The 12,290-nt window shown below is 48.5% G+C and carries 13 protein-coding genes; 2 read left to right on the forward strand and 11 right to left on the reverse strand.

The window, feature by feature from the left end:
- The first annotated feature begins 26 nt into the window (after nucleotides 1-26).
- Together nudK and ACQE32_RS01120 are read left to right on the forward strand one after the other, a co-directional pair.
- Complete coding sequence (nudK, locus tag ACQE32_RS01115) at nucleotides 27-605, forward strand: GDP-mannose pyrophosphatase NudK (protein WP_085072307.1); 579 nt, start codon at nucleotides 27-29, stop codon at nucleotides 603-605.
- Nucleotides 606-1,481: 876 nt separating this feature from the next.
- Entirely contained in the window at nucleotides 1,482-2,543 is a 1,062-nt protein-coding gene (locus ACQE32_RS01120; protein WP_427021206.1) for a DUF1176 domain-containing protein, read from the forward strand.
- A gap of 27 nt (nucleotides 2,544-2,570) precedes the next feature.
- Here ACQE32_RS01120 and ampH read toward each other — a convergent pair whose 3' ends face one another.
- The 11 genes from ampH to ACQE32_RS01175 form a co-directional block, all read right to left on the reverse strand.
- Nucleotides 2,571-3,752 (reverse strand): D-alanyl-D-alanine-carboxypeptidase/endopeptidase AmpH, encoded by a 1,182-nt coding sequence (gene ampH / locus ACQE32_RS01125; RefSeq protein WP_420851655.1) that lies wholly within the window; start codon nucleotides 3,750-3,752, stop codon nucleotides 2,571-2,573.
- A 328-nt stretch (nucleotides 3,753-4,080) separates the two neighbouring features.
- On the reverse strand, nucleotides 4,081-4,491 hold the full coding sequence (locus tag ACQE32_RS01130) for a DUF943 family protein (RefSeq protein WP_427021207.1): 411 nt from the start codon (nucleotides 4,489-4,491) through the stop codon (nucleotides 4,081-4,083).
- Nucleotides 4,488-5,393: a DUF3289 family protein gene (locus ACQE32_RS01135; RefSeq protein WP_427021208.1), complete on the reverse strand. Its 906-nt coding sequence runs from the start codon at nucleotides 5,391-5,393 to the stop codon at nucleotides 4,488-4,490. The genes ACQE32_RS01130 and ACQE32_RS01135 overlap by 4 nt, the downstream gene beginning before the upstream one ends.
- A gap of 39 nt (nucleotides 5,394-5,432) precedes the next feature.
- Nucleotides 5,433-5,852: a DUF943 family protein gene (locus ACQE32_RS01140; protein ID WP_426971757.1), complete on the reverse strand. Its 420-nt coding sequence runs from the start codon at nucleotides 5,850-5,852 to the stop codon at nucleotides 5,433-5,435.
- Complete coding sequence (locus ACQE32_RS01145) at nucleotides 5,849-6,628, reverse strand: DUF3289 family protein (protein WP_427021209.1); 780 nt, start codon at nucleotides 6,626-6,628, stop codon at nucleotides 5,849-5,851. Before ACQE32_RS01145 ends, ACQE32_RS01140 begins: the two co-directional genes overlap by 4 nt.
- Before the next feature lie 67 nt (nucleotides 6,629-6,695).
- The gene (locus ACQE32_RS01150) at nucleotides 6,696-7,178 is read right to left on the reverse strand and encodes an Hcp family type VI secretion system effector (protein ID WP_250650532.1); all 483 of its coding nucleotides are present in this window, start codon (nucleotides 7,176-7,178) and stop codon (nucleotides 6,696-6,698) included.
- A gap of 63 nt (nucleotides 7,179-7,241) precedes the next feature.
- Nucleotides 7,242-7,673: a DUF943 family protein gene (locus ACQE32_RS01155; RefSeq protein WP_427021210.1), complete on the reverse strand. Its 432-nt coding sequence runs from the start codon at nucleotides 7,671-7,673 to the stop codon at nucleotides 7,242-7,244.
- A complete protein-coding gene (locus ACQE32_RS01160; RefSeq protein WP_427021211.1) occupies nucleotides 7,660-8,445 on the reverse strand; it encodes a DUF3289 family protein in 786 nt (261 codons plus the stop codon). The genes ACQE32_RS01155 and ACQE32_RS01160 overlap by 14 nt, the downstream gene beginning before the upstream one ends.
- A 362-nt stretch (nucleotides 8,446-8,807) precedes the next feature.
- A complete protein-coding gene (gene tkt, locus ACQE32_RS01165; protein ID WP_426971761.1) occupies nucleotides 8,808-10,808 on the reverse strand; it encodes a transketolase in 2,001 nt (666 codons plus the stop codon).
- A 79-nt stretch (nucleotides 10,809-10,887) separates the two neighbouring features.
- Nucleotides 10,888-11,838 carry a transaldolase gene (gene tal, locus ACQE32_RS01170; RefSeq protein WP_250650530.1) on the reverse strand — a complete coding sequence of 317 codons (951 nt, stop codon included), beginning with the start codon at nucleotides 11,836-11,838 and terminating at the stop codon, nucleotides 10,888-10,890.
- Between the two features lie 77 nt (nucleotides 11,839-11,915).
- Entirely contained in the window at nucleotides 11,916-12,230 is a 315-nt protein-coding gene (locus ACQE32_RS01175; RefSeq protein WP_427021212.1) for a hypothetical protein, read from the reverse strand.
- Nucleotides 12,231-12,290 lie beyond the last annotated feature (60 nt).

The following is a 12,290-nucleotide window of genomic DNA, read 5'->3' on the forward strand; positions in this document are numbered from 1 at the left end:
GCTCCCTGTTTATTTTCGGAGCCGCTATGCCTGCCCATATCAAGCTGATCAAAGATAAGCTGCTGTCAGAAAATTGGTTTGTCCTGCGTAACTATACCTATGAACTCACTACCAGTAGCGGTGAGACGATACGCCACAAGCGGGAAGTTTACGATCGCGGCAATGGCGCCACCATTCTGCTTTATAACCGCGAAAAGAACAGCGTGGTTCTGATCCGACAGTTCCGTATGGCTACTTTTGTTAATGGCAATGAGAATGGCATGCTGATCGAAACCTGCGCCGGGCTGCTTGATGATGATTCGCCGGAAGACTGCATTCGCAAAGAAGCAATTGAAGAGACCGGCTACGCCGTTGGCAAAGTAGAGAAGCTGTTTGAGGCTTATATGTCGCCGGGCGGCGTAACAGAGCTACTACATTTTTTTGCCGCTGAGTATGATGAATCACAGCGGGATAATGCGGGTGGCGGCGTGGAAGATGAATCAATTGAAGTGCTGGAGCTGCCTTTTCCACAGGCGCTGGCAATGATTAAAAACGGTGAAATTCGCGACGGCAAAACCATCATGCTGTTGCAGTACGCGCAGCAGGCTGGCTGGCTGCACGCCTGAGGCGCCGATGCTTACCAGGCGAGGGTTTTGCCCTGGCCTTGCAAAATTTTCTGGCTCAATTCGTTCCATTTTCTATGCCGAATGTTCCTGTAGCCAGGCTAACGCATCGCTACAAAGCCGCTGCGTCTGGCTTCAGCATATAATTAAACAGAGGAGGTGCTGCTCGTTCTCATTGTTGGCTGGCGAAAAGTAACTTCATATTCTAAATGCGGCACGGCGGTAATTTTGACTCCCTGATAAGGACTGGTTAATAACCGCGCCGCCATGGCGACGTTGTAAATTCCTTTTTCATCTGCGTCAGATTGCGAAGAATAGTTCCTGTGACATCCGGCATAATTTAACCAGCCTGGCATCCAGCTATTGAGATTTAATTCCTCAATATTTGCGGCTGACCCTTAGCAGGTAAAAAAATGCCTGCGGTGTAATAAAAACCCAAGAAAGCGGGGTTGCAAAATATGCCCTGAGAAAAAATTAAGGTATACAAAAGCGTAACGGCCAAATAACGGATATGATGCTTAATTGCTATGTAAATAAAATATGGCATATCACTTTTATGTGGCATACATCACAAAAATTCTTGTTCTTTCACTCTTCCGGCATTCAGTGATGCCATACCCGCGTTTCTTGCCAGCAAAATCAGTGTGACTGATGATGACCTCTTGTAAGGATATGACCGTTTGCAGAGATGATTGAAGAGTCCGAGAAATCCGATTGAGATAAACAGAGCGGCACAGGATGATAAATCGTAACGTTAGGTTATCACCCTGGTTTGTTCCCCGGTTGCAGGCCTGTTTTCTTGTATAACCAGAGAAAGGCATGTTGAACCGCTGTCGTTGCGCTATCATCAATGAACTAATTTAGGGATTGGGTTATTAAATGCCTTACTGGATGAAATCGCTGTTGTTGCCTTTCCTTTTCATTGCCAGCGTGCAGGCGGCTCCGTTACAGAAAATATTTACCGACTGGCAGATTACCTGTAATAACCTTAATTATTGTGTGGCACGAAATATCACCGGCGAAAATGGACTGGTAATGACGCTTTCTCGCTATGCGGGCGTCAACGATCGTCCCATATTGCGTATTGATTATGGTAATCGTTATACCGGTGATTTAAAGGGCGCGGCGTTGCAGGATAACCTGCTGCTCGATCAGAAGCGTCTGCGTCCTGACTTCAAACACTGGACGGTGGAACCGCATCACCTGGTGACCAGTCATCCCATCGCTATCGATGAATTTCTCACGCAAATCATGGATGCTGATAATATCCAGCTTACATGGCGGCCCCAGTCCGCAATTTCACTGCATGGGCTTAAGGCGGCGCTGCTGCTAATGGATGATGTCCAGGGCCGCGTCGGTAGCCTGAGCGCCTGGGTAAAGCGCGGCAGCCGCAGCGTGTGGGATGTGCCGCCCGAACCGGCAGCGCCAGTAATGCGTCTTTCGGAGCGTCCCGCGACGCCCTTAACGCGTGAAGAAACCACCGGCCTGATCGATTACGGAACCTGGCGTGTAAGCGCCGATGAGTGTTCGCTGGACCCGATGCGCCGCGAAGTCAGCGTGGCCCCACTCACTGACAGCAAGGCTCTGCTGCTGGTGAGCTGTGAAATGGGGGCCTACAACATGATTGATTTGGCCTTTGAAGTCACCCGCACCCAGCCCTGGCTATCACGTCGCCTGACGCTGTCGTTGCCTTTTGCACCGCCGGGCCGCAATGACAGGCTGCTGGAGATAATTAATGCAGAGTATGATGCGGCTAATGCACAACTTTTTACCTATGCAAAAGGGCGTGGGCTGGGCGATTGCGGTATTGCTACCCGCTGGCAGTTTAACGGTCAGGAATTTGCGCTGGCTGAGTATGCCGAAGAGGGAACCTGTGACGCCTGGCATGGCAGTGACGAATGGCCCACCCTGTGGGTGAGCCAGCGTCCGTCACCGCCCTGAGCGGCGGCGCTATTATCCGCCGCTACCTTAACGAATTTCCTGTACCCTGATTGGCGAGCCTTGCTGGTTGCCTGCCAGTTCGGTCAATAGATCATTTACCCCATCGCTCATGGCGCGGAAGCGCGTCAAACTGGTACGGGTCACTACCACAAATACGCCAACATTGTACTGCGGGATCATCGCCATATAGGTGATAAAGCCGCCGCCGCCGCCGGTTTTTTGCATAATGCCGGGATGACCGTTTTCAGGTGCCATATAGACCCAGCCCATACCCAGCGCCGCAGCTTTACCTGGCACATCCATACCTTCTACTTTGGTCAACTGGCTGCGCTGATAGATCAGCGTTTGCAGACGATCGATTTGCGGCGTGCGCGTATTGATATCGGAATTCAAAAATTGCTGCATCCAGCGGCCCATATCCTCCGGCGTTGAATAGACACCGCCGCTGCCAATGGCTGCCAGCGTATTGATGCAGGGGCTGGCGCCGCGCTCCGGCACCATCAGGCGTTTGCACTGGTCTGGTGAAGGAGTGAACGTGGTGTCTTTCATGCCTAATGGTCGGGTAATCAACTGACGAAACAGCGCCGGATAAGGCGTGCCTGCCGCGCGGGAGAGCGCATCCGCCAGTAAATCATAGGCGATGTTAGAGTAGGCGGCGCGTACGCCTGGCGGTGTATTCAGCTGCGCCTGCCGTAGCCAACTCCAGCGATCGGCTTTTGTCGGCCAGACAAATACCGGGCGTCCCGCTTTGCCGCCGGGCTGTTCACGCGGCAGCCCGCTGGTATGGGTAGCAAGATGGATCAGACGCATCGGCTGTCCGGCATAGTCAGGCACGCGCGAGCCGGGCGGTGCGTACTTAGCCAAAGGATCGTCAAGCCTGACCTGTCCCCGTTCCGCCATTTTAAGCATCACTTCACTGGTCATCAGTTTGCTTATCGAGGCAATACGGATTAACGAATCTTTTTGCGGGCGCGTCTCGTTGCCGGGGCGGGTCTCGCCGAAGCTGGCAAAAACTCGCTGATTACCATCAATAGCGACCAGCGCCATGCCGGTAGCGGCGCTGCCATAAAAAATATGCTCAGCATAACGATCGACAATTTGTGAAGCCAGAAGCGGGTCGGGCGAAGACTGCGCCTGGCCGCGCAGCGGCAGCGTGGCAAACAGTGCAGCCAGCAAATAAAAACGAGTTTTCAACGGAGGCAGATCCATCAAGGTTTAGCGGAAGGTAAATGATATTACCCTGAATAATCCGGGTTGCAGCAAGGCGGCGACACAGTGAATCCCGGATGTTTACACCCGTAAATGACCGGGGGAGTGAAGAAAGCCAGCGCATCTGCAACCTGAAATATGACGGGTATAGTAATCGTTTTCTCAATAACGGAAAGGGGGGAACCGAAGAAATTTTTCCTCTCTGCGAAGCGTCAGGATCGTGGCGATAGCAGCGGAAGCGCAGGCAACAGAGAGCTTTGCAACCAGGAGATCGCAGGCTGCATCCGCATTAACGGCTTCATGGAGCCGCCTCGCTGTTTTTGAACCGTTAATAGAAACGGCGGAAGATGCTTTCCGTTGTGTACTCGGTATGGCCATCTCGATAGTGCCTGATTATCAACGGGCGATTCTCTTTGGATATACAGTTGGCTGCGGTATTCATCTCTTCAAAACATCGCAAATCACTGTCTTGATCGGTGCCGGAATCTTTTTTGTAATGGGTGTTGTAAATATATATAGAGTAAACATTTTCTTTGAAGTTTACCTGATTGAATATGTCGTTACGATGCCTCTCCCACCATCTTATTTTTCCTTTTTTAGTCCAGGGGAAATGCTCAACAACTATTACTATTATATGTTCAGAAGTATGATGGATGCCAATAACTCTGGTTGGGTAATACAGGTGGTAGCCAGCAGTTATAAAAAGCAATGACAGGAAAAAAATAATAATTCTTTTCATTTTTTTAAGGTGCCTTGAATTTTTGTGACAGAACTAGTTTCAGTAAAGAACGGATGGAAACCATACCCCTCCCATCGTTGTAATACAAACCAAATGCGAAATATACGAAAGTTACGGTAGAAAGCATTGCTTATATCTGCGGTATCTAAACCAAAATGGTCCTGAAAATTAAATCTTATTTTTGCTGTAAAATTATTCCCTTTAGATTCAATCGAATCAAGATAAATGTGTGTAGACCAGATGTCATGAACGGTAATGCCTAAACTATTGAACCTATCTAAAAACCCATTAAATTTTGGAAGTCTTATTTCATTAATATCTTTTTTTATCCCATCAAAAGATATATTAACTGTGCCGTTTTTGGTTGCCACACTATATTGAGATAATATAGTACTAATTAATTCAACGGCTTGCTTCATAGAACTATGTTCCGCCATCGCCTGGTCCAGCAGCGGGTCACTGAAAACCGCGCCGTTGCCATACTGCATATGCGTAATCATGGTGCGCGCCAGGCTTTTATAATCACCATAAAATGAAAACATATCTGACAGATCGCGAAACTCATTAAACAGAATGCGGGCGCTTTCTTTACGGTTAGGGTGGTTAAAGGGATCGATACGCGTAGAGATATCACGCAGATGATATTGCTGGCGCAGCACCTCAGCGGAGAGATCGCCATACAGCATATCGGGCGCACCGTAGTCGTCCATTTTATGCTGGGTGGCAAAAAGCAGGCAGGGCAGTTTTATGGCTGGTGATAATAAATTATCTGTCATTGCCAAGTTCCTTTTAACAACCTTACCAAACAAGCCGCCGCAAAAAGGCGGCGGCAGATAATTAACGCTACAGTTCTTTATTTTCTTTGATATTCCAGCCGGCCGCGATTTCTGCGCCTCTGCCACTTTTTTCCGTCTGTTCCCAGTACGTCATATTTGTAGTGATTAAAAATGCTGAAGAAAACGCTGAAAGAAGTTTTCGGTTTGATATTCGGTATGGCCGTCACGATAATGGTGAATAACCAAGGGTTGATTCTCTTTTGATATGCAATTAGCTTCGGTATTCATATCATCAAAACAGAGCAGGTCACTGTCCTGATCAGTGCCGGAATCCTTTTTATAATGGGTGTTATAAATATATATTGAATAAATGCTTTCATTAAATTTTAACTGTTTGAAAATTTCTTCACGATGCTTCTCCCACCACCTGATTTTTCCTTTTTTAGTCCAGGGGAAATATTCAACAACTAATGCTATTGAATGTTTTGAAGTGTGGTGAATGTCAATAATTCTTGCTGGATAGCAGAGTCGATAAAAAATGACGGCGAACGCCAGGGAAATAAGAAGAAAAGCAATTTTTCTCATTTTTTTAAATCACCTTGAAATTTTGCAACGAAATTGAACTCTGTAAGGAATGGACGGAAGCCATAGCCTTGCCATCTTTGCAAGATAAACCAAATGCGGAATATACGGAAATTACGGTAAAAAGTATTGCTGATATCCGTAGTATCTAAGCCAAAATGGTCCTGGAATTTAAACCTTACGGTGGCAAAAAAACGATTTCCTTCGACTTTGAATGAGTCAAGATAAATATGCGTTGCCCATATATCATGAACAGTGATCCCCAGGCTGTTAAAACTATCCTGAAGATTATTAAATTTAGGTAACTTAGTTTGACTAATTTGCTTTAATATATCCTCAACGGGGATATCTATAATACCTTCTTTCGTGACCATATTATATTGTGTGAACCGTTCAGACAAAAAATTAAGAAACGTTTTCATAGAACTATGTTCCGCCATCGCCTGGTCCAGTAGCGGATCACTGAAAACCGCGCCGTTGCCATACTGCATATGCGTAATCATGGTGCGCGCCAGGCTTTTATAATCACCATAAAATGAAAACATATCTGACAGATCGCGAAACTCCTTAAACAGAATGCGGGCGCTTTCTTTACGGTTAGGGTGGTTAAAGGGATCGATACGCGTAGAGATATCACGCAGATGATATTGCTGGCGCAGCACCTCAGCGGAGAGATCGCCATACAGCATATCGGGCGCACCGTAGTCGTCCATTTTATGCTGGGTGGCAAAAAGCAGGCAGGGCAGTTTTATGGCTGGTGATAATAAATTATCTGTCATGGCTAAGTTCCTTTTAACAACCTTACCAAACAAGCCGCCGCAAAAAGGCGGCGGCAGATAACTAACGCTACAGTTCTTTATTTTCTTTGATATTCCAGCCGGCCGCGATTTCTGCGCCTCTGCCACCTTTTTCCGTCTGTTCCCAGTACTGCTGGCGCACCCTGGCTGCCTGGAAACTATAGGTCATGCCAACCTGTTCATTGCCGCTGGTGCCGTTATAAGTGAGGTTAGTTAACAGCACTTCCTCCAGGGTAATGCGCATATATTCAATCTGCGGATCGCCGGCTTTGCAGGCAGAAAGCTCGACCTTATTGATATGTCTGCCGCTGGAAAGGTAGCGTAAAATCGCTGGCGTCGACCGATCAATCAACGCATTAGCCGTGAGGTCGCGCCAGGTAACCTTACCAGCGCCACCCCCTCCACCCGTTTGCATATTGCCCGGCTGACTGGCCCCCCAGTTGAAACCAGAGAGCGTGATCCACCCTTTATGATTGGCATCCTTTGCTTCTCCCTCTATACCTTCGATTTTTAAAAAAAGATCGATGCTCATCCTTAACTCCTGTGTTTGTGGTTAGTAACGGTTAATCACTTCCTGACCTCATATTTGTAGTGATTAAAAATGACGAAGAAAACGCTGAAAGAAGTTTTCGGTTTCATACTCGGTATGCCCATCAGGATAATGCCATATCAGTAGAGGGCGGTTTTCTTTGGATACGCAGTTAACGTCGCCGGGCATATCCTTAAAACAGAGCAGATCGCTATCCTGGTCGGTGCCGGAATCTTTTTTATATTCCGTTTGCAAAAAAAGGATAATGTGATTTTCGGGAGAATTAATAAATGGGTGCTTTTCTTGCAATTGGCGTTGATGTTGTTTCCACCAGGATATTTTGCCGACTCTTGTTAGTGGGAAGTTTTTTACAATCACAACCGCTAACGTTTTGCCTGGCTTATGTACGCCAATGATTTCTACCGGTAACAGTGCCTGATATAGTATAAATAGCAGGATGGCTGATAATGTAATAAGCGAAATTTTATATTTTATCATAGCGGCCTACACTTTTTTCTGTTACTAACACTATCTCACTAATGAATGGTTTGAACGGCTTATTATTGATGTGTTGAAGATAGAACCATATCCTGAAAATACGAAACTGCCGATAAAAATTATTGCTTATATCTTCTGCATCCAAACCAAAGTGATCCTGAATATGGTATTTTATTACTGCGGTAAAACTATCCTTTTTAATCAATAAGTCTTTCAGGGTAATATGAGTTGCCCAAGTGTCGTGTATCGTGATGCCTAAACCATTAAACCGGTCGGTAAAGTTGTCAAATCTGGGCAGAAGAGATTTCATTATTGAATCAGTTAAAACTTTACGTGCTGGCTCAGGTAACACTTGTCTGTTCCAGTCAATGTAATTTTGAAGGGTTTTTAAAATGTTATTAAGTGAACTCTGCATAGAACTATGCTCCGCCATTGCCTGATCCAGCAGCGGATCACTGAAAACCGCGCCGTTGCCATACTGCATATGCGTGATCATGGTGCGCGCCAGGCTTTTATAATCACCATAAAATGAAAACATATCTGACAGATCGCGAAACTCATCAAACAGAATGCGGGCGCACTCTTCACGGTTAGGGTGGGTATAGGGATCGATGCGCGTGGAGATATCGCGCAGATGATATTGCTGGCGCAGTACCTCAGCGGAGAGGTCGCCATACAGCATATCAGGCGCACCGTAATCATCCATTTTATGCTGGGTGGCGAAAAGCAGGCAGGGCAGTTTTATGGCTGGAAATATCATGGTCTCGGTCATCGCTAAGCTCCTTCTAATTACGATCCTTAGCGGGAAGGGTAGTGCACTCCTAAAAATGAAAGAAGATGAAATAAATAAATTTGTGAGGTATGCTGGGTTATTTTAATGGTTAGAAAGCCAGAAGGTTATATTAATAGTTAAGCAATTAACGCTTTATAATTAGATGCTCGATTTATTCTTGTGGAGTTGTTTTATTCTGTGTGCCGCTTTTATTAATAGCTCAATGCGGTGCTGCATAAATAATGTTATTAACTTATCCAGAGCGCGCATCAGGAAAGAGGTGGGCGGGGTTTCTTATTCTCAGAGAAATGACATGCATAAAAAAGCACGCCCGATGGCGTGCTTTTTTCTCTGTTTACCTGTTAATGCGGTTTCAACAGTGCTTCGGCATGGCTAACGATGTTTTCAACGGTAAAGCCGAACTCAGCGAACAGCTTATCGGCTGGCGCGGATTCACCAAAGGTGGTCATGCCAACAATCGCTCCGTTCAGGCCAACATACTTGTACCAGTAGTCAGCGATGCCTGCCTCTACCGCCACGCGAGCGGTAACAGTGGAAGGCAGCACCGATTCACGGTAAGCCACATCCTGTTTATCAAACAGGTCGGTTGATGGCATAGAAACCACACGTACTTTATGTCCGGCACGCGTCAATTTCTCCGCCGCGCCCAGGGTAATCTCCACTTCAGAACCGGTGGCGATCAGGATCACTTCTGGCGTGCCTTCGCTGTCGCGCAGAATATAGCCGCCACGAGAGATATCTGCCAGCTGCTGCGGCGTGCGCTCCGGCTGCATCAGGTTCTGACGCGACAGAATCAGCGCGGTCGGGCCGTTATGACGCTCAATCGCATGTTTCCACGCCACGGCAGTTTCTACCTGATCGCAAGGACGCCAGGTGCTCATATTCGGTGTCAGACGCAGGCTGGCTAACTGCTCAACTGGCTGATGGGTTGGGCCATCTTCACCCAGTCCGATAGAGTCATGGGTATAAACCATGATCTGGCGTGCTTTCATCAGCGCTGCCATACGTGCCGCGTTACGCGCATATTCTACAAACATCAGGAAGGTGGCGGTATAAGGTACAAAACCGCCATGATGCGCGATGCCGTTGGCAATGGCTGTCATGCCAAATTCACGAACGCCGTAGTGAATATAGTTACCCGCCGGATCATCTTTAATCGATTTCGAGCCTGACCAAATTGTCAGGTTGCTGGGTGCCAGATCCGCAGAGCCGCCAAGGAATTCCGGCAGCAGTTTACCGTAGGCTTCCAGCGCATTCTGTGATGCTTTACGGCTGGCGATTTTATTGGCATTAGCCTGTAGCTGTTCGATAAACTTCTGTGTTTCCTGCTGCCAGTTTTCCGGCATGCCACCGGTCATACGGCGTGTATATTCCGCAGCCAGCTCCGGGAAGGCGGCTTTATAAGCGGCAAATTTCTCGTTCCAGGCTTTTTCATGCTGTTCGCCTGTCTGTCGGGCATCCCACTGCTGATAAATATCCTGTGGAATTTCAAACGGCGCATGATTCCAGCCCAGCTGTTTACGCGTTAGCGCGATCTCGTCATCGCCCAGCGGCGCGCCGTGCGCATCTTCTTTACCCGCTTTGTTCGGCGAACCGAAACCGATAATGGTACGGCAAATAATCAGAGAGGGCTTATCGGTAACGCTCTGCGCCTCTTTGATCGCTGCAGCAACCGCGTCAGGATCGTGACCGTCAATGTCGCCAACCACATGCCAGTTGTAGGCTTCAAAGCGTTTTGCCGTATCATCGGTAAACCAGCCTTCGGTTTCACCATCAATAGAAATGCCGTTATGGTCATAGAAACCGATCAGCTTGCCAAGGCCCAGGGTTCCCGCCAGTGAACAAACCTCATGCGAAATACCTTCCATCAGACAGCCGTCGCCCATAAAAACATAGGTGAAGTGATCGACAATCTCATGCTGAGGGCGGTTAAACTGCGCAGCCAGCGTGCGCTCGGCAATTGCCAGACCTACCGCGTTAGCCAGCCCCTGGCCCAGCGGACCGGTAGTGGTTTCCACGCCAGGCGTATACCCAATCTCCGGGTGGCCCGGGGTTTTGGAATGCAGCTGACGGAAGTTTTTCAATTCCTCAATCGGCAGATCGTAGCCGCTCAGATGCAGCAGACTATATAACAGCATAGAGCCGTGACCGTTAGAGAGAATAAAGCGGTCGCGGTCAGCCCAGGCGGGGTTGGTCGGATTATGCTTCAGGAAATCGCGCCACAGCACTTCGGCAATATCCGCCATGCCCATCGGCGCACCTGGATGGCCTGATTTTGCTTTTTGTACCGCGTCCATGCTGAGCGCACGAATCGCATTCGCCAGTTCTCTACGTGAGGACATGTTTTTCTCCCTTGAAGGAAAGTAGAGGGGATGAAAATGGGGCGAAAATTCGCCCCTGAATCAAACCGTTATGCGGCTGTTACAGCCGTGCGGCCAGCGTCTCTTCCAGCTTAATCTGGTCAGCGGCAAACTGACGGATGCCTTCAGACAGTTTTTCCACTGCCATCGGATCCTGGTTATGTTCCCAACGGAACTCTGTTTCAGTAAGCGGTGACGGCTCGTGGAAGCCCTGCGTTGATGGCGTCAGCTTGCGTTCTACCGGCGCGTCGCTGGACTGCAGCTCTTGCAGCAGGTTCGGAGAAATAGTCAGGCGATCGCAGCCCGCCAGCGCCAGAATCTGCTCGGTTTTACGGAAGCTTGCGCCCATGATGATGGTTTTATAACGATGCGATTTATAATATTCGTAAATCGCCCGTACCGATTTCACGCCTGGATCTTCATCCACATTGTAAGGGTCCAGCGGCTGGCGGCTGTTATACCAGTCATAAATACGGCCCACGAACGGGGAGATCAGGAAAACGCCTGCTTCGGCACAGGCGCGCGCCTGGGCAAAAGAGAACAGCAGCGTCAGGTTACAGTTGATGCCGTTTTTCTCCAGCTCTTCCGCTGCACGGATACCTTCCCAGGTGGAAGCCAGCTTGATCAGAATGCGTGAGCGGTCGATGCCGTGATCTTCATACATTCTTACCAGCTTTTCCGCTTTGGTGACGCACATGCCACGATCGAAGGAGAGGCGCGCATCCACTTCGGTCGAAACACGGCCCGGCACGCTTTTCAAAATTTCCATGCCGAGGTTCACAGCAACTTTGTCGCTGGCGTTGATAATCTGGGTTTCTTTGCTGCCGCCCTGTTTTTTCGCGTAGTCGATCGCGTCATCAATCAGGTGCTTATAGGATTCGAGGCCAGCGGCTTTCAGGATCAGAGACGGATTGGTGGTAGCGTCTTCAGGGTGATAATTACGAATGGATTCAATATCGCCGCTGTCCGCCACAACGGTAGTGAATTGTTTCAGTGCATCTAGCTGATTCATCTCTTAGCTCCTTGATAACCGAAGGGTAGTGCAAATTTAATCATGGCTGTCAGGCCTTGCCTGCCAGGCCCGGTCCTTTAATACAGACGAACCACATTGCACCAGCTGCTCTCATGTGGAAATGCGTTTTCTCTGATTGTTGCAATGGGCTCATTCAATAGCGAGAGCCGCGCCAGTTGTGATGCGGCCTGGCGGTGCGTAAGACCATGCCGATGCTTGATCGCCACGGGCAGAATGCCACGACAATAAAGCATGAACTTGATAACCCGTTCCTGTTGCGTCAGGTAAGACACCGCCGGGAACGCTTCTGCTGCCCAGGCTAAAACAGCATGCAGGCCACTAAAAAGCATAGCAGAAGTAAAAAATATCGTGTCTGAGTCCAGTTCTTCCACTATACGTTCAGGCGCAGATAGTCATTCTTTGGCGCACCTCAAGTTTTTTCGCCGCAGCAC

The sequence above is a fragment of the Pantoea sp. FN0302 genome, from assembly GCF_050113775.1.
GTDB lineage: Bacteria > Pseudomonadota > Gammaproteobacteria > Enterobacterales > Enterobacteriaceae > Mixta > Mixta alhagi.